The sequence below is a fragment of the Myxococcus faecalis genome (assembly GCF_050039385.1).
Classification (GTDB): domain Bacteria; phylum Myxococcota; class Myxococcia; order Myxococcales; family Myxococcaceae; genus Myxococcus; species Myxococcus fulvus.
Genome location: NZ_CP144336.1, coordinates 122,762 through 146,392, shown reverse-complemented (window position 1 = coordinate 146,392; position 23,631 = coordinate 122,762). Strand labels below are relative to the sequence as shown.

1 protein-coding gene (running past both ends of the window) is annotated in these 23,631 nt (G+C 70.8%); it reads right to left on the bottom strand.

All 23,631 nt of this window come from inside a single coding sequence — locus VZQ01_RS00365, non-ribosomal peptide synthase/polyketide synthase, on the bottom strand. Of the gene's 45,447 coding nucleotides, 18,042 precede the window and 3,774 follow it; the stretch shown corresponds to coding positions 18,043-41,673 (codon 6,015, complete, through codon 13,891, complete); the first complete codon in reading order (the gene reads right to left) occupies positions 23,629 to 23,631. Both the start codon and the stop codon lie outside the window.

The following is a 23,631-nucleotide window of genomic DNA, read 5'->3' as shown; positions in this document are numbered from 1 at the left end:
ATCCAGGCGCGTCGGCTCATGCGGATGGACGACCTGGATGGGCTGGCCGCCGTTGTTCTGGATGGATGTGCGCAGCGACTCGTGGCGACGCAAGAGCTCGTTGATGGCCCTGCCCATCGCGTCGACGTCCAGCGCGCCCTCCAGCCGCACGGTGGCGGGGATGTTGTAGAAGGCGCTGTTCGGCTCCAACTGGTCCAGGAACCACAGGCGCTGCTGCGCGAAGGACACCGGCTGGTGGCCCGTGCGCGGCACCGGGACGAGGGCCGGAATCTCCAGGCCCTGACCCTGCTGCACCGCCAGGTCCACGCGCTGGGCCAGCGCCTCCAGCGTCGGCGTGTCGAACAGGTCCCTCAGGGGCAGCTCGACGCCGAACACCGCGCGCATGCGGCTGATGGCCTGCGTCGCCATCAGCGAGTGGCCACCCAGCTCGAAGAAGTTGTCGTGGATGCCCACGCGCTCCACCTCGAGCACCGCGCACCAGATGGCACCCAGCCGCGCCTCGGTGGGCGTGCGGGGACCGACGAAGTTCGGGCGTCCGCTGACCGTGCTCATGTCGGGCGCGGGCAGGGCCTTGCGGTCCACCTTGCCGTTCGCCGTCAGCGGCAGCGCGTCCAGCACCAGCACGGCGGCGGGCACCATGTACTCGGGCAGCACGTCCTTCAGCGCCGCACGCAGCGTCGCGCCGTCAGTGGGCACGCCCTCGCGCGCCACCGCGTAGCCGACCAGTCGCTTGCCGCCGGGGCCGTCCTCGCGAGCGATGACCACGGCCTCGCGCACGGCGGGGTGCCGGGCCAGCGCGGCCTCGACCTCACCCAGCTCGATGCGGAAGCCGCGCACCTTCACCTGCGCGTCCACGCGGCCCACGAACTCCAGCGAACCATCCTCGCGCCAGCGCACCACGTCGCCCGTGCGGTACAGCCTCGCGCCCGGCACTCCGGAGAACGAATCCGGGATGAACCACTCGGCGGTGAGCGACGCACGACCCACGTAGCCCCGGGCCACGCCGACGCCGCCCAGGTACAGCTCACCCTTGACGCCCACGGGCGCCGGCTCTCCGCGCGCATCCAGCACGTGGACGCGCACGTTGGCCAGCGGACGGCCGATGGAGGGCACGCGGCCTTCCTCCGCCACGACCTCCGCGAGCGTGGCCACCACCGTGGCCTCCGTCGGACCATACGTGTTGAGGAACCGTCGACCCGGCGCCCAGCGCGCGACGACGTCCGAGGGCAGCGCCTCGCCGCCGGAGATGACCGTCTTGAGCGAGGGCAGCCCCTCGGCGGGCGTGGCCGCCAGGGCCGCGGGCGTGAGGCTGATGACCGTGAGCGCCTCGTCACGCAGCAGCGTGTGCAGGGGCGCGCCCGGCATCACCTTCTCCAGCGGCGCGAGCACCAGGGCGGCGCCGGAGGTGAGCGTGGTGAAGATCTCCTCGACGGACAGGTCGAAGGAGAGGTTCGCGAACTGGAGCACGCGCTCGCCGGGGCCGATGCCGTAGGTCCGGGCCTCGTGGGTGACGAGGTTGGCCACGGAGCGGTGCTCCACCGCCGTGCCCTTGGGCTGGCCCGTGCTTCCGGACGTGTAGAGCACGTAGGCCAGGTTGCCCGAGTGCACACCGGTGACGGGCGCCTCGGTGCTCTCGCGCGACAGCGCCTCCAGCTCCGTGTCCAGGCACAGCGCGCGGGCGCGGTGGGCCTCGGGGTAGCGCTCCAGCAGGGGCGCCTGGGTGAGCAGCATCGCCGCGTCGCTGTCCTCCAGCAGGAAGGCCAGTCGCTCACGCGGGAGCAGCGGATCCACCGGCACCCACGCGCCACCGGCCTTGAGGATTCCGAGCAGGCCGACGACGACGTCCAGTGAACGCTCCACGCTCAGGGCGACCCGCACCTCGGGGCCGACGCCGCGGCGGCGCAGCGCGTGGGCGAGCTGGTTGGCGCGCGCGTCGAGCTGGGCATACGTGAGCCGCGAGCCCTCGAAGCTGGCCGCGAGCGCGTCGGGCGCGCGGCGGACCTGGGCCTCGAAGAGGCTGTGCACGCACGTGTCCGGGAAGTCCGCGCGCGTGTCGTTCCAGGCCACGAGCTGACGCGAGCGCTCCTCGTCGGAGAGCAGCGTCACCGTGGACAGGCGGCGCTCCGGCGAGGCGACCAGCACGTCCACGAGCGCGAGGAAGTGCCGCGTCATCCGCTCGATGGTCGACGCGTCGTACAGGTCCACCTGGTAGTCGAGCTCACCCGTGAAGCCCGCGCTGTTTCGACCCAGCGAGAGCGTCATGTCGAACTTGGCGACATGGCCCTCGTCGGGGCCGGGACGCAGCTCCAGGCCGGGCAGGGACACGTCCGCGTCCGGGGTGTTCTGGAGGATGAACATCACCCGGAACAGCGGTGACTGCTGCAGGTCGCGCAGCGGCTGGAGCTGCTCGAAGGGCAGGTGCTGGTGCGCATAGGCCCCGAGCGCCGTCTCGCGCACGCGGGCCAGCAGCTCGCGCACCGTCGGGTCACCGTCCAGCTTCGTGCGCAGGACGAGCGTGTTGAGGAAGAAGCCGACCAGGCCCTCCAGCTCCGCGCGGTTGCGTCCCGCCACGGGCGAGCCGACGGAGATGTCGTCCTGGCCCGAGTAGCGCGACAGCAGGAGCTGGAACGCACCCAGGAAGAACATGAACGGCGTCAGGCCCTCGCGGTGGCAGAAGGCCTCGATGGCCTCCGCCTTCGCGGGCGCAATGGCCAGGGACACCACGCCACCCCGAGGCCGCGACAGGTGCGTGCGCGGCCTGTCGGTGGGCAGCTCCAGGTCCTGTGGCGCGCCGTCCAACTGCCGCTGCCACCACGCGAGCTGGCGGTCCAGCTCCGCGCCCTCCAGCCACCCGCGCTGCCACGCGGCGAAGTCCGCGTACTGGAGCGGGAGCTCGGGGAGGCTCGGCGTCCGGCCGGCCTGGAGGTCGCCGTACAGCGTGGACATCTCGCGCACGATGACGCTGATGGACCAGCCGTCCGACACGATGTGATGCAGGTTGAGCAGCAGCAGGTGCTCACGCTCCGCGAGCACCAACAGCTCGGCGCGAAGCAGCGGCCCGGTGCTCAGGTCGAACGACTGGAGCGCATGCTCGCCCGCGCGGCGGCGGGCCTCGGCCTCACGTTGCTCGGGTGCCAGGGCGCGCAGGTCGGTCAGCGGCAGCACGAACGGCGCGGGCGCGTGGATGACCTGCACGGGGCCGTCCGACTCCGCGCGGAACGTGGTGCGCAGGGCCTCGTGACGGTGCACGACGGCCTCGAGTGTCCGGCGCAGCACCTCCACGTCGAGCGCTCCGGAGAGCACCAGCGCGGCGGGGATGTTGAACGCGGGGCTGCCCGGCTCCAGCTGATCCAGGAACCACACGCGCTGCTGCGAGAAGGACAGGGGCAGCTTGCCGTCGCGGGGCACGCGCTGGATGGGCGGAGCGGCCGTCGTCGCGCCGGTGCGCAGGGCGGTGTCCACGCGCTGGGCCAGCGCGGCCACGGTGGGCGCCTCGAACAGCTCGCGCACGGGCAACTCCACCGCGAAGGTGGAGCGGATGCGCGAGGTGACCTGCGTGGCCAGCAGGGAGTGGCCACCCAGCTCGAAGAAGTTCTCCATGACGCTGACACGCGCCAGCTTCAGCACCGTCGCGAACAGCTGCGCCAGCTTCTCCTCCACCGGCGTGCGCGGGGCGACGAAGGACGCGTCCGTGCGCAGGCTCTCCGCGTCCGGCGCGGGCAGGAGCTTGCGGGCCAGCTTCCCGCTGGGCGTCAGCGGCAGGGCCTCCAGCGTGACGAACGCGGAGGGCACCATGTACTCGGGCAGGCGCTTGAGCAGGAACGTCCGGAGCGTCTCCGCCGTCGTCGCGGAGGCAGGGGCCTCGTCCGCGGGGACGGGGACGACGTAGGCCACGAGTCGCTTGTCGCCCGGCACGTCCTCGCGCACGGCGGCGGCCGCGTCGCGAACACCCGGAGCGGTGCGCAGGACGGACTCGACCTCGCCCAGCTCCACGCGGAAGCCGCGCACCTTCACCTGGAAGTCGATGCGGCCGAGGAACTCCAGGTTGCCGTCCGCCGTCCACCGCGCGGAGTCACCGGTGCGGTAGAGCCGGTCGCCGGGGATGCCGCTGAACGGGTTCGGCACGAAGGCGGCGGCGGTGATGTCCGGCCGGGCCAGGTAGCCGTGGGCCAGGTGGCTGCCGCCGACGAAGACCTCACCGGCGACGCCGATGGGCGCGGGCTGACCGAGCGGGTCGAGGATGTAGAGCTGCGTGTGACCCAGCGGGCTGCCGACGGGAGGCAGCCGGGGCCACGAGGCCGGCGGGCCGCGCATCCGGTACGCGGAGACGACGTGCGCCTCCGACGGGCCGTACTGGTTCTCGAGCGTGCAGCCCGGCAGCTTCTCGAACATCGCGGCGAGGGTGGCGTTCACCTGGAGCTGCTCGCCGGCCGTGATGACCTCGCACAGCGCGCGCGGCAGCGTGGCGCCGTGGGCCACGGAGTCGGCCATGGCCTGCAGGGCGACGAACGGCAGGAACAGCCGCTCCACGCCCTGGCGGTCCATGAAGTCGAGCAGCGCGGGGATGTCCCGTCGCAGCGTGTCCGTGGGCAGCACCACCCGGGCGCCGACCCACCAGGACGCGAACAGCTCCTGGATGGACACGTCGAAGTTGAGCGACGCGAACTGGAGCGTGGTGGCCCGCGGACGCGGCGACTGGCGGATCTGCCACGCCAGCATGTAGCTGAGCGCCCGGTGGGGCATGACGATGCCCTTGGGGATGCCCGTGCTTCCGGACGTGTAGATGACGTACGCGTTCGCCTCGGGCGACACGTCACGCGCGAGGGCATCCGTCGGCTGCCGCGCGATGAGCACCGCTTCGGTATCGAGCGCGATGCGGCGGGCCAGGCTCTTGGACGGCAGGCTCCCGCCCAGGTGCGACTGCGTGAGGACCACCGGAGCGCGCGTGTCCTCGAGCATGAACGCGAGCCGGTCCGCGGGGTACGTGGGGTCCAGCGCCACGTAGTACGCGCCGACCTTGAGCGTCGCGAGCACGGCGATGGCCATGTCCAGGCTCTTGTCCACGCAGATTCCCACGGCGCTCCCAGGCGTCACGCCGTGCTGGACCAGGTGATGCGCGAGCTGGTTGGCGCGCTGGTCGAGCACTGCGTACGTCAGCGAGCGCTGGCCATCCGTGATGGCGATGGCGTCCGGCGTGCGCGCGACCTGGGCCTCCACCGGGCCGTGCATCGTCGTGGCGGTGTGGGCCTCGCGCGACGTGTCGTTCCACTCGACGAGGAGCTGGCGCTCCTCCTCGCGGCTCAAGAGCGACAGGCTCCACGGCGACTGGTCCGGGTTCTCGACGGCGGACTGGAGCAGCCGCACCCAGTGCGCGCCCATGCGCCGCGCGGTGCTCGCGTCGAACAGGTCGGTGTTGAACTCGACGAGGCCCTCGATCTCCTGGCCCGAGTCACCCAGCAGCAGCGACAGGTCGTACTTCGCCGTCCCGCTGTCGACGTCCACCGAGCGGAGCGCATCGGCGCCTCGCGCCTGGGTGACACGCTCGCCGCGAGGCGTGTTCTGGAGGGCGAGCATGACCTGGAACAGCGGCGAGCGGCTCAGGTCGCGCTCCAGCTTCAGCTCCTCCACCAGCTTCTCGAAGGGCACGTCCTGGTGGGCGTAGGCGCCGAGCGTGGTCTCCTTCACCTGCGCCAGCAAGGCGCGGAAGGTGATGCCGGACGTGAGCCGCGCGCGCAGGGCCAGCGTGTTGACGAAGAAGCCGACGATGTTCTCCAGCTCCGCCTGGCGGCGGTTCGCGATGGGCGAGCCGACGACGATGTCGTCCTGTCCCGAGTAACGGGCGAGCAGGACGTGCAGGCCGGTGAGCAGCGCCATGAAGGGCGTGATGCCCTCCTGCTTGCACAGGGCGTGGAGCGCGGCGGACAGCTCGGCCCCGAGCTTCACGGGGAAGCTGGCGCCGTGCGAGGTCTGCACGGGAGGTCGAGGCCGGTCCGTGGGCAGCTCCAGGGCATGGGGCACGCCCGAGAGGTTCTGGCTCCACCAGCCCACCTGGGCGGCGAGCGTCTCGTCACGCAGCCAGCCGCGCTGCCAGGCCGCGTAGTCCGCGTACTGGAGCGGCAGGGGCGCCAGCGGTGAAGGCAGACCCTGGCTGAAGGCGGAGTACAGCGCGCCGACCTCGCGCGAGAGGATGCCGCTGGACCAACCGTCCGAGACGATGTGGTGCACCGTGACGAGCAGCACGTGCTGTTCGGGGGCCAGCTTCAGCAGCGTGGTGCGCAGCAGCGGGACGCGCGTCAGGTCGAACGGCTTCTGCGCCTCGGCGGTGGCCAGCTTCAGGGCCTCGGCCTCGCGCGCGGACTCCGGCATGCGGCTCAGGTCCACGACGGGGACGGCGAGCTCCACGCGCGGATGGACGTGCTGGTAGGGCTCACCGTCCTCGTGGGTGTGGAAGCTGGTGCGCAGCGCCTCGTGACGGTGGACCAGCTCCTGGAGCGCGCGGATGAGCGCGTCGAGGTCCACCATCGTGTCGAGCCGGAGCGCGGAGGGGATGTTGTAGAAGGCGCTGTCCGGCTGGAAGCGGTCGAGGAACCAGAGCCGCTGCTGCGCGAACGACAGCGGCAGCGGTCCGTTCTCACGCGACACCGGGACCAGCGGCGGGAGCTGGACGCTCTTGCCCGCGAGGATGGCCTCGTCGACGCGCTGGGCGAGCGCTTCGATGGTCGGCACGGAGAACAGGTCTCTCAGCGCGAGTTCCACGCCGAAGCTCGCGCGGATGCGGGAGACGAGCTGCGTGGCGAGGAGGGAGTGGCCACCGAGCTCGAAGAAGTCGTCGGTGAGGCCGACGCGCTCGACGTGGAGCAGCTCCGCCCAGAGCGCGGCGAGACGAATCTCCGTGGGCGTGCGCGGCGCGACGTGGTCCCGAGCAGAGGGCTGTGTGTCGAGCGCCGGGAGCGCGTCGCGGTCGACCTTGCCGTTGGGGGTGAGGGGGAGTGCGTCGAGCTGTGCAATGGCGGAAGGCACCATGTGCTCGGGCAGGCGCAGCTTGAGGAAGTCGCGAAGGACGGAGACGTCGACGTCCTCACCGACGACGTAGGCAACGAGGCGCTTGTCGCCGGAGAGCTCGGTGCGGATGGAGGCGACGGCCTGGGAGACGGAGGGGTGGAGGAGGAGGGCGGCTTCGACTTCGCCCAGCTCGATGCGGAAGCCGCGCAGCTTCACCTGGGAGTCGAGGCGGCCGAGGAAGTCGAGGGTGCCGTTGGGGAGCCAGCGGGCCTTGTCACCGGTGAGGTAGAGGCGGGCGCCGGGGACGAGGGAGAAGGGGTTGGGGACGAAGCGCTCAGCGGTGAGGTCCGCGCGGTGGAGGTAGCCACGAGCGAGGCCGACGGAGTCGATGCAGAGCTGGCCTGGGACGCCGACGGGGAGAGGACGCAGGGAGGCGTCGAGGATGAAGAGGCGGACGTTGTCCCAGGGGGTGCCGATGGAAGGCGTCTGGCCGGGGAGCAGAGGCTCGGAGATGGAGGCGCAGACGGTGACTTCGGTGGGGCCGTAGGCGTTGAGGAGACGGACGCGGGAGCCCCAGCGGGAGACGAGCTCGGGAGGGCAGGCCTCGCCGGCGGAGATGAGGGTGGAGAGAGAGGGGAAGTCCTCGGGGTGGAGCTGTGCGAGGACGGAGGGGGTGAGGGTGACGGCGGAGATGGACTCGTCGCGGAGCAGGTCGCGAAGGGGAGCGCCGGGCATGAGGCGCTCGCGAGGAGCGAGGACGAGGGTGGAGCCGGCGAGGAGGGCGCCGAAGATTTCGGCGACGGAGGCGTCGAAGTTGAAGGAGGCGAACTGGAGGACGCGGGAGGCGGGAGAGAAGCCGTGGCGGCGGCCCGCGGCGAGCGCGGTGTTGGAGAAGCCGCGGTGCTGAAGGAGGGTGCCCTTGGGAGTGCCGGTGGAGCCGGAGGTGTAGATGACGTAGGCGAGGTTGTCGGCCACCGCGCCGGAGTCAGGTGCCGACGTCGACTGGGTCGCAATCTTCGCGGCCTCCGAGTCGATCAACACACGACGCTGCGTCGAGACAGGAAGCTGCTTCGCGAGCGCCTCGGTGGTGAGGAGGACAGGCGCGGAGCTGTCGCGGAGGATGAAGGACAGTCGCTCGGCGGGATACGTCGGATCGAGAGGCACCCAGGCGCCGCCAGCCTTGAGGATGGCGAGCATGGAGACGACGAGGTCGAGCGAACGCTCGAGGCAGAGCGCGACAGGGACCTCGGGCCTGACACCGAGCGAGCGCAGGTGGTGGGCGAGCTGATTGGCGCGCGAGTCGAGCTGCGCGAACGTCAGGGACTCGCCCTCGAAGCGAAGCGCCTCGGCCTCCGGCGTACGCCGAGCCTGGGCCTCGAAGAGCGAATGCGCGGTGGCCTCGCGCGGGAAGTCGCGAGCGGAGTCGTTCCACTCCACCAGTACGCGCTGCTGCTCCGCCTCGGTGAGCAGGGACAGCGAGGCGACAGGCGCCTCGGGTCGCTCCACGGCCTTCTCGAGCAGGACCCCCAGGTGGCGAATCAGCGCATCCACGGTCTCCGCGGTGAACAGGTCCGTGCGGTACTCGACGCCGAAGGACAGACCCTGTGCCGTCTCCGCTGCGGAGAGCGTGAGGTCCAGCCGCGAGGTGCCCGTGTTGGCGGGCTGCAGGTGGAAGGTGAGGTCGGGGAGCTCCAGCTCGGAGTCCGGCTGGTTCTGGAGCACCAGCGCCACCTGGAAGAGCGGCGCGTGCGCGGGGTTGCGCTCCGGGTTGACGGCCTTGACCACTTCCTCGAACGGCAGGTCCTGGTGCGCGTAGGCGCCCAGCGTGTCCTTCCTCACGCGTGCAAGCAGCTCGCGGAAGGACGGATTGCCACCCAGCCGCGCGCGCAGCGGGAGCTGGTTGATGAAGAAGCCGATGAGGTCCTCGGTCTCGGCCTGGTGACGGTTGGCGATACCCGTTCCCACGACGAAGTCCTCCTGGCCCGAGTAGCGGGACAGGACGGCCTGGAGGCCCGCCATCAGCGCCATGAAGAGCGTGGTGCCCTCACGACGGCACAGCGCCTGGAGCGACTCGACGAGCGAGCGCGGCAGCACGCGCGACACCAGGGCGCCACCGAAGCCCTGACGCGCCGGGCGCGGGAAGTCCGTGGGCAGCTCCAGCAGCGGAGGTGCCCCTGAGAGGTGCTCCTTCCACCACGAGACCTGGGCCTCGAGCGCCTCGCCCTGCAGCCACGCGCGCTGCCAGGCCGCGTAGTCGGCGTACTGGATGGACAGCTCGGGCAGCGGAGAAGGCTGGCCCGCGCGGAACGCGGCGTAGAGCGCCGCCGTCTCACGCACGAGCACGCCCATGGACCAGCCATCCGAGACGATGTGATGCATCGTCAGGAGCAGGATGTGGCGCTGCTCACCCAGGCGCAGCAGCTTCGCGCGCAGGAGCGGACCGCGCGCGAGGTCGAACGGACGACGCGCCTCCTCATCGACCCAACGCTGGACCTGGCCCTCGTCGAGCGAGGACACCTCCACCACGGGCACCGTCACCGGCGACGGTGCATGGACGACCTGCTCGGGACCCGCTCGGAACGTGGTGCGCAGCGACTCGTGACGCCGCACCATCTCCGTGAACGCCCGCTCCAGGGCCCGCGTGTCCACGACACCCTCGAGCCGCAGCGCGATGGGCATGTTGTACGCGGGGCTCCCCGGGTCCAACTGGTCGAGGAACCACAGCCGCTGCTGGGCGAAGGACTGGACGAACGCCCTCGGTGCAGCTCCCTCGCGAGGCAGCGCGGTGAGCGGCGGACGCTGGAGCCGCGCGCCCGTGCTCAGCGCCGTGTCGATGCGCTGGGCGAGCGCCTGGACCGTCGGCGACTCGAAGAGGTCCCGCAGGGGCAGGTCGACCTGGAAGGCGGAGCGCACGCGCGAGACGAGCTGCGTGGCGAGCAGCGAGTGGCCACCGAGCTCGAAGAAGCTCGCGGTGGTGCTGACACGTGACACACCCAGCACCTGGGCGAAGAGGCCCGCGAGCAGCTCCTCGGTGGGGGTTCCTGGCGCGACCTGTGCGTCGTCCGTGAAGGACCCGGTCTGCTCGGGAACAGGCAGGGCCTTGCGGTCCACCTTGCCGTTGCTCGTGAGCGGCAGCGCCTCGAGGACCCGCAGAGAGGATGGGACCATGTACTCGGGCAGCCGCTGTGCGACGAACGTCCGCAGCGCGGCGGTGTCGAGCGAGGCGGGCGCCACGACGTAGCCCACGATGCGCCTGTCGCCGGGACGGTCCTCGCGCACGAGCACCACGGCCTCGCGCACTTCGGGATGCGCGAGCAGGGCGGACTCGATCTCCGCCAGCTCGATGCGGAAGCCGCGCACCTTCACCTGGTCGTCCGCGCGGCCGAGGAACTCCAGCACGCCGTCTCGACGCCAGCGGACCTGATCGCCCGTGGCGTACAGCCGCACTCCAGGGACGGAAGAGAACGCGTCGGGCACGAAGCGCTCGGCGGTCATCGCGGCCTGGCCGATGTAGCCCCGGGCCACGCCCTCGCCTCCGATGAACAGCTCACCCGTGACTCCCACGGGCACGGGCTGGCCATGCGCATCGAGCACGTACACCTGCGTGTCCGCGATGGGACCACCGATGGGCGCGGTGGCACCCTGGATGTCCCCGCTCACCGTCCACGACGTGGCGTCGACGGTCGTCTCGGTGGGGCCGTAGCAGTTGGCCAACCGAGTCTCGGGCCACTGCGTGCGCACCCGTCGCGCCAGCTCGGCGGACAGCGCCTCACCACCCGATACGAGCACTCGCAGACCCGAGGCCCGCTCGAGTCGCTCGGACTCGACCAGGAGGCGGAGCTGAGACGGGACGAGCTGGAGCACCGTCACCCGCTGGTTCGCGAGCACGGACAGGAGCGCGTCCATGTCCAGGTCCGCCGAGGACGGCGGCAGCACCAGCGTGGCGCCGCTGGCCAGCGTGGCGAGCAGCTCCGGCACCACGGCGTCGAAGCCGGGCGCCGTCTTCTGGAGCATGCGGTCCGCCGGGCCCAGTCCCAGGCTCTTCGTGAACCAGGCCGTGTGACGCGCGAGCGCGCGGTGCGGGACCACCACGCCCTTGGGACGACCCGTCGAGCCGGACGTGAACAGGACGTAGGCCGCGTTCTCGGAGGCGAGGCCCGGCGCGGTGAACGTGCTGCTCGCCACCGCGTCGGCCCCCACCAGGTCCTCGAGGACGAGGACCGTGCGCGTCGACGGCAGCGCCGTACGCAGCGCGCGCTGGGTCAGCACCACCGCGGGGGAGGTGTCCTCCAGCATCATGCCGAGGCGCTCGGACGGAGAGGAGGGATCCAGCGGGACCCACACGCCTCCGGCCGCGAGCACGCCCAGTACGCCGATGACCAGCTCCGGCGAGCGGCGCGCGAACAGACCCACGCGCACCTCGGGGCCCACGTTCCGCTGACGCAGCAGCTCCGCGAGCGCGAGGGCACGCCGCTCCAGCTCCCGATACGTGAGCGTCCCGCCGGTCCACTCGAGCGCCACGGCCTCGGGCGACCGCGCCGCGCGCGCCTGGAACCACGTGAAGACGGAGCTGTCGCGCGGGAAGTCGGAGCGCGTGTCGTTCCACTGCACCAGGAGCTGGTGTCGCTCCTCGGCGGAGAGCAGCGGCAGCGCGGCGAGCGAGACGTCCGGCGTGGAGACCGCGGCCTCCAGCAGGCGGGTGAACTGACCCGTCATCGCCTCGAGCGTCCGGGCGTCGAACAGGTCCGTGTTGTACTCGAAGCCGCCCATGAGGCCCGCGGGCGTCTCCTGGAGGACCAGGGACAGGGAGTACTTCGCGATACCCGGGTCCACGTCCGCCGGCGTGAGCGACAGCTCCGGCAGCGTCAGCGACGGCACGGGCGTGTTCTGCAGCGCGAACATCACCTGGAAGAGCGGCGAGTGGCTCAGGCTGCGCGCGGGCTGCAGCTCCTCCACCAGGTGCTCGAACGGGACGTCCTGATGCGTGAGGGCGCCGAGCGCGGCCTCACGGGCCTGCTCGACGAGCGCGCGGAACGACATGGCTCCGGACATCTGGCCACGCAGCACGAGCGTGTTGATGAACACGCCGATGAGACCCTCTGTCTCCGGGCGATTGCGACCCGCCACCGGCGAACCCACGAGCACGTCATCCTGGCCCGTGACGCGGTACAGGAACGCCTGGAACGCGGCGAGGACCACCATGAAGGGCGTGGCGCCGAGCTGCTGCCCCAGGGCCGCCACGGCGGAGGAGACCTCCGGGGACAGCCGCACGGGATGCGTGGCGCCGGCCTGCGTCTGCATCGGAGGCACGGGACGGTCCGTGGGGAGCGCCAGCACGTGGTTGGCTCCCGCGAGCTGGGTCTTCCAGTACGTGAGCTGACGCTCCAGCTCACCGGCGCCGAGCCACTGGTGCTGCCACGCCGCATGGTCGGCGTACTGCACGCGCAGCGTCGGGAGGGACGCCGTGCGCCCCTCGCGAGCCGCGCTGTACAGCTCCGCGGCCTCGCGCACGAGCACACCCGTGGACCAGCCGTCGGAGACGATGTGGTGCATCGTCAGCAGCAGCACATGCAGGCGCTCGTCCAGACGGAGGAGCGTCACGCGCAGCAGCGGACCTCGGGCGAGGTCGAACGGCTTGCGTGCCTCGGCGAGCGCGAGTCGCCGGGCTTCTTCCTCACGCTGCGCGGAGGGGAGCGTGGACAGGTCCACCAGGGCGACGTTCAGCGTCGCTTCCTCCGCGATGGCCTGATGCGGACTGCCATCCGCGTTCGCGGGGAACGTGGTGCGCAGCGCCTCGTGGCGTCGCACGAGCGCGGCGAAGGCCTGCTCCAGCGCGGAGACCTCGACCGCGCCTTCCAGCCGGATGGCCGCGGGCAGGTTGTAGAGAGCGGTGCCCGGCTCGAGCTGATCCAGGAACCACAGCCGACGCTGGGCGAAGGACAGCGGCAGGTTGCCCGTGCGCGCGACAGGCGTCAGCTCCGGTGCGCGAGGAGTGGTTGCTCCGGCCTGGACGAGCACCTCCACACGCGCCGCGAGCTTCTCCACCGTGGGCGCCTCGAACAGCTCACGCAGCGGCACCTCGATGCCGAACGTGGCCTGGAGTCGAGACAGCGATTGCGTGGCGAGGAGGGAGTGGCCACCGAGCTCGAAGAAGTCGTCGGTGAGGCCGACGCGCTCGACGTGGAGCAGCTCCGCCCAGAGCGCTGCGAGACGAATCTCCGTGGGAGTGCGCGGCGCGACGTACTCGCGCACGGGGGCGGCGATGGACGCGTCGGGCGAGGGCAGTGCGTCGCGGTCGACCTTGCCGTTGGGAGTGAGGGGGAGTGCGTCGATCTGTGCAATGGCGGAAGGCACCATGTGCTCGGGCAGGCGCAGCTTGAGGAAGTCGCGAAGGACGGAGACGTCGACGTCCTCACCGACGACGTAGGCGACAAGGCGCTTGTCGCCGGAGGCTTCGGTGCGGATGGAGGCGACAGCCTGGGAGACGGAGGGGTGGAAGAGGAGGGCGGCTTCGACTTCGCCCAGCTCGATGCGGAAGCCGCGCAGCTTCACCTGGGAGTCGAGGCGGCCGAGGAACTCGAGGGTGCCGTTGGGGAGCCAGCGGGCCTTGTCACCGGTGAGATAGAGGCGCGCACCGGGGACGAGGGAGAAGGGGTTGGGGACGAAGCGCTCAGCGGTGAGGTCCGCGCGGTGGAGGTAGCCACGAGCGAGGCCGACGGAGTCGATGCAGAGCTGGCCGGGGACGCCGACGGGGAGAGGCCGCAGGGAGGCGTCGAGGATGAAGAGACGGACGTTGTCCCAGGGGGTGCCGATGGAGGGCGTCTGGCCAGGGAGAAGGGGCTGGGAGATGGAGGCGCAGACGGTGACTTCGGTGGGGCCGTAGGCGTTGAGGAGGCGGACGCGGGAGCCCCAGCGGGAGACGAGCTCGGGAGGGCAGGCCTCGCCGGCGGAGATGAGGGTGGAGAGAGAGGGGAAGTCCTCGGGGTGGAGCTGGGCGAGGACGGAGGGGGTGAGGGTGACGGCGGAGATGGACTCGTCGCGGAGCAGGTCGCGAAGAGGAGCGCCTGGCATGAGGCGCTCGCGAGGAGCGAGGACGAGGGTGGAGCCGGCGAGGAGGGCGCCGAAGATTTCGGCGACGGAGGCGTCGAAGCTGAAGGAAGCGAACTGGAGGACGCGAGAGGCGGGAGAGAAGCCGTGGCGGCGGCCCGCGGCGAGCGCGGTGTTGGAGAAGCCGCGGTGCTGAAGGAGGGTGCCCTTGGGGGTGCCGGTGGAGCCGGAGGTGTAGATGACGTAGGCGAGGTTGTCGGCCACCGCGCCGGAGTCAGGTGCCGACGTCGGCTGCCGCGAGATGAAGCGGGAGTCCGAGTCGAGCAGGACGAGCTGCTGCGTCGACACGGGAAGCTCGTCGGCCAGGGATTCGGTGGTGAGGAGGACGGGCGCGGAGCAGTCTCGGAGGATGAAGGACAGTCGCTCGACGGGGTAGGACGGATCGAGAGGCACCCAGGCGCCGCCAGCCTTGAGGATGGCGAGCATGGAGACGACGAGGTCGAGCGAACGCTCGAGGCAGAGCGCGACGGGGACCTCGGGCCTGACGCCGAGCGAGCGCAGGTGGTGGGCGAGCTGATTGGCGCGCGAGTCGAGCTGCGCGAAGGTGAGGGACTCGCCCTCGAAGCGAAGCGCCTCGGCCTCCGGCGTACGCCGAACCTGGGCCTCGAAGAGCGAATGCGCGGTGGCCTCGCGCGGGAAGTCGCGAGCGGAGTCGTTCCACTCCACCAGCACGCGCTGCTGCTCCTCCTGCCGCATGAGGGGGAGCGTGGAGATTCGGGCCGAGGGCTTGGTCGTCGCGGCCTCGAGCACATTGCCGAGGTGGCGAATCAGGCCGTCGATGGTCTCCGCGGTGAACAGGTCCGTGCGGTACTCGGCCGAGCAGGAGAGGCCGTGCGCGGACTCGGTGATGGACAGCGTGAGGTCGAGTCGCGCGGTGCCCGTGCCGCTGCCCAGCGGACGGAAGGTGAGGCCAGGGACCTCCAGCTCCGTGTCCGGCTGGTTCTGGAGCACCAGCTTGACCTGGAAGAGCGGAGCGAAGCCCAGGCCTCGACCGGGGTTGAGGTCCTTGACCAGCTCCTCGAAGGGCAGGTCCTGGTGCGCGTACGCGCCCAGCGTGTCCGTCTTCACGCGTGAGAGCAGCTCGCGGAACGACGGGTCTCCACCCAGCCGCGCGCGCAGGGCGAGCTGATTGATGAAGAAGCCGATGAGGCCCTCGGTCTCCGCGCGGTTGCGGTTCGCGATGTCCGTGCCGAGGACGAAGTTCTCCTGGCCCGAGTAGCGCGACAGCACGACCTGGAAGCCCGCGAGCAACGCCATGAACAGCGTGGAGCCCTCTTCACGGCACAGCGCCTGGAGTGAATCCACCAGCGAGCGCGGCAGGACTCGGCCCACCATCGCGCCCTGGAATCCTTGCACCACGGGACGGGGGAAGTCGGTGGGCAGGTCCAGCTGCGGCGCCGCGCCGGACAGGTGCGTCCGCCACCACGAGAGCTGGGCCTCGAGCGCGTCACCCTGCAGCCATTCACGCTGCCACGCCGCGTAGTCGGCGTACTGGATGGGCAGCTCGGGCAGCCGCGCGGGCTGGCCCGTCACGAACGACGCGTAGAGCTCGGTGGACTCGCGCACCAGCAGCCCCATGGACCAGCCGTCCGTGGCGATGTGATGCAGCGTCAGCATCAGCACGTGCTGCGTGGCCTCCAGCCGCAGCAGCGACGCGCGCAGCACGGGGCCGCGGCCCAGGTCGAACGGGCGCTTCGCCTCGGCGAGCACGCGCCGCTGGACCTCCGCCTCGCGAGCCTCACCCGTCAGCGAGGACAGGTCCTCGACGGGCATCGGCACCGGTGCGGGTGCGTGGATGACCTGGACAGGGCCTTCCTGGAACGTGGTGCGCAGCACCTCGTGACGGCGCACGAGCTCGGTGATGGCCTGTCGCAGGGCCTCGACGTCCACCACACCCTCGAGCCGCAGCGCGATGGGCATGTTGAACGTCGGGCTGTCCGGCTGGAGCTTGTCGAGGAACCAAAGGCGCTGCTGCGCGAAGGACAGCGGCAGCGGCCGGCTCCGGTCCGCCGGGACGAGCGGCGGCACCTTCGTCTCGGCGGCGTACTGCTCCAGGCGCTCGGCGAGGCCCGCGACGGTGGGCGCCTCGAACAGCTCTCGCAGCGGGAGCTCCACGTTGAACGCGGCCCGGATGCGCGAGACGACCTGCGTGGCGAGCAGCGAGTGTCCACCCAGCGCGAAGAAGCTGTCGGTGGCACCCACGCGCGGCAGCTTGAGCACGGCGGCGAACAGCTCCGCGAGCTTCTCTTCCGCGGGCGTGCGGGGCGCGATGAACGTCGCGTCTCCGCGCAGGCTCTCCGCGTCGGGCGCCGGCAGCAGCCGCCGGGCAATCTTTCCGCTGGGCGTCAGCGGGAGCGCGTCCAGCGTGAGGAAGACGGACGGCACCATGTACTCGGGCAACTGTCCGAGCAGCGCCGAGCGCAGCGCGCCCGGAGTCAGCGCGACACCGGACTCCCCCGTGGGAACGACGTAGCCCACCAGGCGCTTGTCGCCGGGCACGTCCTCGCGCACCACGGCCGCCGCGTCCCGGATTCCCGGGAGCGCACGCAGCGAGGCCTCGACCTCGCCCAGCTCGACGCGGAAGCCTCGCAGCTTCACCTGACCGTCCAGGCGTCCCAGGAACTCGACGGTGCCGTCCGCCTTCCAGCGCGCGGAGTCACCGGTGCGGTAGAGCCGCGCGCCCGGAGCCTTGCTGAACGGATGCGGGACGAACTTCTCGGCCGTCAGCTCTGGACGGCCCGGGTAGCCGAGCGCCAGGTGCTCGCCGCCGATGTGGAGCTCGCCCGGCACGCCGATGGGCGTCGGCTGTCCCATCGCATCCAGCACGAACAACTGCGTGTGCGGCAGCGGCGCGCCGATGGACGGCAGGCGCGGCCAGGACGCGGGCGCACCCTGGAGTCGGTGCGCGGAGACGACGTGCGTCTCGGACGGGCCGTACTGGTTCTCGAGCACGCACCCGGGCAGCCGCTCGAAGAGGGCCACGAGCGCGGGAGTGACCTGGAGCTGCTCACCGGCCGTGACGACCTCGCGCAGGGACACGGGCAGCGTGGCGCCGTGCGCGACGGCGTCGGCGATGGCCTGGAGCGCGACGAACGGGAGGAACAGTCGCTCCACGCCCTGCGCCTGGAGGAAGTCGAGCAGCGCGGGCACGTCCTGGCGCAGCCCGCCCATGGGCAGCACGAGCGTTCCACCCGCCCACCACGTGGAGAACAGCTCCTGGCAGGACACGTCGAAGCTGAGCGACGCGAACTGGAGCGTCGTGGACTGGGGCTTGCGCGACTGGCGGAGCTGCCACGTGAACAGGTTGCTCAGCGCTCGATGCGGCAGCGCGACACCCTTGGGCCGGCCTGTGGAGCCGGACGTGTAGATGACGTACGCGGGCGCATCGGGAGACAGCGTCACCGTGAGCGCGTGCGTGGGCTTCGTGGTGATGACCTCGGCCTCGATATCGAGGAGGAGGTTCCGCACGGAGCCGGCGACCGGGAGCGAATCCCGGAGGCTGGAGTGCGACAGGACGACGCGCGTACCCGAGTCCTCCAGCATGAAGGCGAGGCGCTCCGCAGGGTAGTTCGGGTCGAGCGGCAGGTAGGCCGCTCCGGCCTTCAGCGTGGCGAGGACCGCCACCGCCATGTCGAGCGACTTCTCCAGGCAGATGCCGACCGTGGCGCCCGCGAAGACACCATGCTGACGCAGCACGTGCGCGAGCTGGTTGGCCCGCGCGTCGAGCTGGGCGTAGGTGAGCGCCGTCGTGCCGTCCGAGACCGCGATGGCCTCGGGCGTCCGCGCGGCCTGGACCTCCACGGGGTGGTGGATGGCCACGGGCACGTGCGGCGCGTGCGCCGTGTCGTTCCACTCCGTGAGGAGCTGCTGACGCTCGTGGGTGCTCAGCAGCGGCAGTCGGGCGAGCGACTGGCTCGCGTCGGAGACCGCCGAGGCGAGCAGTCGGGTGAGGTGCTCACCCATGCGCTGGGCCGTGCTCCGGTCGAACAGGTCCGTGTTGAACTCGAGCAGACCGTGGATGTCGTCGCCGGTGTCGACCAGCAGCAGCGAGAGGTCGAACTTGGCCGTTCCGCTGTCGATCTCGAGGCTGCGAGGGGCTCCGGCTGGGACGCCCTCGGCGCGGGCCGTCTGCAGACCGAGCATGGCCTGGAAGAGCGGCGAGCGGCTGAGGTCGCGCTGCGGCTGGAGCTCCTCGACGAGCTTCTCGAAGGGGACGTCCTGGTGCTCGTAGGCGGCGAGTGTGGACTCTCGCACCTGGGCGAGCAGCTCGCGGAACGTCATGTCCATCCGCGTCCGGGTCCGGAGCGTGAGCGTGTTGACGAAGAAGCCGATGATGCCCTCGAGCTCGGCCCGCTGCCGGTTGGCGATGGGCGAGCCCACGACGATGTCGTCCTGACCCGAGTAGCGGGCGAGCAGGACATTGAAGGCGGACAGCAGCACCATGAAGGGCGTGACACCCTCGCGCTGGCACAGGGTGCGAAGCGCGGTGGTCAGCGCCGCGCCGAGCCTGACCGGCAGGTTGGCGCCGTGGGCCGACTGCACGGCCGGACGAGGACGGTCCGTGGGCAGCTCGAGGGCATGCGGCGCCCCCGAGAGGTGCTCGCGCCACCAGGCGACCTGCTGGGCGAGGACGTCATCACGCAGCCAGCCTCGCTGCCAGGCGGCGTAGTCGGCGTACTGGAGCGAGAGCGGCGCGAGCGGCGACGGCAGGCCACGCGAGAACGCGGCGTACAGCTCGCCGACCTCGCGGCCGAAGATGCCGCTGGACCAACCGTCCGAGACGATGTGGTGCACGGTGACGAGCAGCACGTGACGCTGCTCGGAGAGTCGCAGCAGCGTGGCCCGCACCAGCGGCGCGCGCGTCAGGTCGAAGGGCTTCTGGATCTCGAGCGTCGCGAGCTTCTGGGCCTCGGCCTCGCGCGCCTGCTCGGGCAGATGGCCCAGGTCCACCACGGAGACCGACAGCGTGGCGTCCGGATGGATGCGCTGGACGGGCTCGCCATCCTCGCGGGTGTGGAAGCTGGTGCGCAGCGACTCGTGGCGACGCACGAGCTCCCGGAGCGCGCGCGTGAGGGCCTCGGTGTCCAGCGCTCCGTCGAGCTGGAGCGCGCTGGGGATGTTGTAGAACGGGCTGTCCGGCTGGAGCTTGTCGAGGAACCACAGGCGCTGCTGCGCGAACGAGAGCGGCAGCTCCCCCGTGCGCGGCACGGGCGCCAAGGGCGGGAGCTGGAGGCCGTGACGCTCCTGACGCGCGGACTCGATGCGCGTCGCGAGCTGGGCCACCGTGGAGGCCTCGAAGAGCGCCCGCACCGGCAGCTCGACGCCGAATGACTGGCGCACCCGCGACACGAGCTGCGTGGCGAGGAGCGAGTGTCCGCCCAGCTCGAAGAAGCTGTCGGTGACGCCAACGCGCTCGACGTGGAGCACGGAGGCGAAGAGGGATGCGAGGAGCTGCTCCGTCGGCGTGCGGGGCGCGGTGTACTCGCGTGCCGTGGCGAGACGCTCCGGCGCGGGGAGTGCCTTGCGGTCGGCCTTGCCACTCGGCGTCAGCGGCATGGCCGCCAGGTGCATGAAGACCGAGGGCACCATGTACTCGGGCAGCCGAGGTTCGAGGTGTGCCCGGAGCTGCGCCTGGGTCAGCGACTCCGCGTCGCCCGTGACGTAGGCGACGAGGCGTGCGTCACCCGCGACGTCGTCGCGCACGGTGACGATGGCATCGCGCACGGACGGGTGCGCGAGCAGCGCGTTCTCGACTTCACCGAGTTCGATGCGGAAGCCACGCAGCTTGACCTGGAAGTCGGAGCGGCCGAGGTACTCGAGGGTGCCGTCGGGGAGCCAACGAGCGAGGTCACCGGTGCGGTAGAGGCGAGCGCCGGGAGAGTCGCTGAAGGCATCGGGGATGAAGCGCTCTGCGGTGAGGTGAGGGGAGCGCCAGTAGCCGAGGCCGACCTGGACACCGCCGATGAAGAGCTCGCCCGGGACACCGACGGGGGCGGGTTGCCCCTCGGAGTCGAGGACGTAGAGGCGGGTGTTGGCGACGGGCCTGCCGATGGGGATGGAGGAGAGGGAGGAGCCGCGAGCGCAGTGGAAGAAGGAGACGTCGACGGCGGCCTCGGTGGGGCCGTAGAGGTTGTGGAGCTCGGAGGAGGGGTGAAGGCGCGAGTGGGCGCGGTGGACGAGGTCCGCGGGGAGTGCCTCACCGGAGCAGAGGACGCGGCGCAGGTGGTTGAGGGAGTCGAGCCCCGGCTCCTCGAGGAAGGCGCGGAGCATGGAGGGGACGAAGTGGACGGTGGAGACGCGCTCGTCGGAGAGGAGGCGGACGAGGTAGGCGGGGTCCTGGTGTCCGCCGGGCCTGGCGAGGACGAGGCGAGCGCCGGTGAGAAGGGGCCAGAAGAACTCCCAGACGGAGACGTCGAAGCTGAAGGGAGTCTTCTGGAGGACGGTGTCGAGGGCGGTGAGGGAGTACTGCTGCTGCATCCAGAGGAGGCGGTTGACGACACCGGAGTGGGCGTTCATGGCGCCCTTGGGGCGGCCGGTGGAGCCCGAGGTGAAGATGACGTAGGCGAGGGAGTCCGGCCCCGCGAGAGGAGGGAGAGAGGCGGAGGACTGACGGGAGACGGCGTCCCACTGGGTGTCGAGGCAGAGCACCTGGGAGGCGTGCTGAGGCAGGACGGAGGTCAGGCGTGAGTGGGTGAGGAGGACGGGAGCCTGGGCGTCCTCGAGCATGCCGGCGAGGCGCTCGCGGGGGTAGGCGGGGTCGAGGGGGACGTAGGCGGCGCCGGACTTGAGGACGGCGAGGAGTGAGACGACGAGGTCGAGGGAGCGCTCGAGGCAGACGGCGACGAGGAGGCCCGGGCGGGCGCCGAGAGAGCGCAGGTGGTGGGCGAGCTGGTTGGAGCGCGCGTCGAGCTGAGCGTAGGAGAGAGACGCGCCCTCGAAGCGGAGGGCTTCGGCGTGAGGCGTGCGGAGGGCCTGGGCCTCGAAGAGGGAGTGGAGGGTGGCGTCCTCGGGGTAACGGACGTGCTCGCCCTGGAAGTCGGAGAGCAGGGTCTGCGTCTCGGTGGCCGAGAGGAGCTTCAGGCTGTGCAGCGGCTGGTCGACGTGTGTGGTCGCCTCGGTGAGCAGGCTCGTGAAGTGGCGAGCCATGCGCTCCACGGTGGAGGCGTCGAACAGGTCTGAGTTGTAGTCCAGCGCGCCCTGCAGCTTGCCTCCAACCTCGCTCATACCGAGGAAGAGGTCGAACTTGGCGGAGTGCAGTTCGGAGGTGAGGACGTCGAGCTCGAGGCCAGGGAGGTCGAGGTCCTCGTCGGGAGTGTTCTGGTAGACGAAGGACACCTGGAACAGCGGCGAGCGGCTGAGGTCGCGCTGCGGCTGGAGTTCCTCGACGAGCTTCTCGAAGGGGATGTCCTGGTGCTCGAACGCGGCGAGCGTGGACGCACGCGTGTGGGTGAGCAGCTCCCGGAAGGAGTGCTCGGGGTTGATGCGCGCGCGGTGGACCAGCGTGTTGACGAAGAAGCCGATGAGGCCCTCCGTCTCGGCGCGGTTGCGGTTGGCGATGGGCGAGCCCACTGAGATGTCGTCCTGCCGTGAGTAGCGCGACAGGAGGACCTGCCAGCCAGCGAGCAGCACCATGAACGGCGTCGCGTTCTCACGCTGCGCGAGCGCCTTCACCGCCTGCGTCAGCTCCGTCGAGAGCGTGAACGGAAGGACCGCGCCGTTGTAGGTCTGGACGGCGGGACGAGGCCTGTCGGTGGGCAGCTCGATGGCGGCGGGAGCCCCCGCGAGCTGATTGCGCCACCAGCCGAGCTCCTTCTCGAGCACGTCACCGTGCAGCCACTGGCGTTGCCAGACGGAGAAGTCGGCGTACTGGATGGGAAGCGGCGCGAGCTGCGTGGGCTCGTTGCCGGAGAACTGGCGATAGAAGGCCGCCAACTCGCGGACCATGACGGAGATGGACCAGCCGTCGGACGCGATGTGGTGGATCGTGACGAGCAGCCTGTGCTCCCGCGCATCCAGACGGACGAGCGAGGCACGGACCACGGGACCCCGAGCCAGGTCGAACGGACGCACGGCCTCCTGGGAGGCCAACCGCTGGGCCTCGGCCTCACGCTCCTGTGCGGGCAGGGCGGACAGGTCGATGACCGGCATCTCCAGCATGAAGTCCGGCTGGATGACCTGGACGAGCTGGCCGTCGTGAATGGAGAAGCGAGTGCGGAGAACCTCGTGGCGCTGAGTCAGAGCCTGGAGGGACTTGAGGAGAGCGGAGGAGTCGAGTGAGCCGGAGAGCTTGAGGACCCAGGGGATGTTGTAGGTGGAGGAGCCGGGCTGGAGCTGGTCGAGGAACCAGAGGCGCTGCTGAGCGAAGGAGAGAGGCAGCGGCTGGGAGCGGTCGACAGGGACGAGAGGAGGCTGGAGGGAAGCGGAGCCGTGCTGGTCGAGGCGCTGAGCGAGCAGAGCGACGGTGGGCGCGGCGAAGAGCTCACCGAGAGGGAGCTCGACGCTGAAGGCGGAGCGGATGCGAGAGACGACCTGGGTGGCGAGGAGGGAGTGGCCACCCAACTCGAAGAAGTCGCCGTGGAGGCTGACGCGCTCCATGCCGAGGACGTCGGCGAAGATGGAAGCGAGACGGGCCTGCGCGGGAGTGGAGGGCTCAACGAATTCGTCAGCGGAAGAGACCGAGGCGAAGTCAGGAGCAGGGAGCGCCTTGCGGTCGAGCTTGCCGTTGGTGGAGAGGGGGAAGGCCGACAGCGAGACGAAAGCCGAGGGCACCATGTACTCGGGCAGCCGCTGCTGGAGGAAGCCCTTGAGCGAGGTGGTGTCGACGGACTGCTCTTCTGCGGCGATGAAGTAGGCGACGAGACGCTTGTCACCAGGGACATCCTCACGAGCGAGGACGACGGCCTCCTGGATGCCGGAGAAGAGACGCAGAGCGGCCTCGACTTCGCCGAGCTCGATGCGGAAGCCACGAATCTTCACCTGGAAGTCGTTGCGGCCGAGGAACTCGAGGGTGCCGTCAGAGAGCCAGCGAGCCTTGTCACCGGTGCGGTAGAGGCGAGCACCGGGGGCGCTGCTGAAGGGATGCGGGACGAAGCGCTCGGCGGTGAGGTCCGCGCGGTTGAGGTAGCCCCAAGCCAGACCGTCACCACCGACGAAGAGCTCTCCCGGGACGCCCGGAGGAAGCGGCTGGAAGGAGGAGTCGAGGACGAAGGCGGAGGAGTTGGAGAGAGGCGAGCCGATGGGGACGGAGCGGGAGACTTCGTCACCGTGGCGGAGGGAGTGAGTGGCGGAGAAGGTGGTGTTCTCGGTGGGGCCGTAGCCGTTGACGAGGACGTGGCCTTCGGGGAGGCGGGCGAGGTGCTCACGGACGCGGTGAGGCGGGAGCACGTCACCACCGGCGAGCAACTGGCGCACGCCAGAGAGTGCGACGGGCTGGGCCGCAACCATCTGCTCAAAGAGAGCAGCGGTCAGCCAGAGAGAGGAGACCTTCTCGCGGGAGAGGACAGCACCCAACTCCTCCAGGGA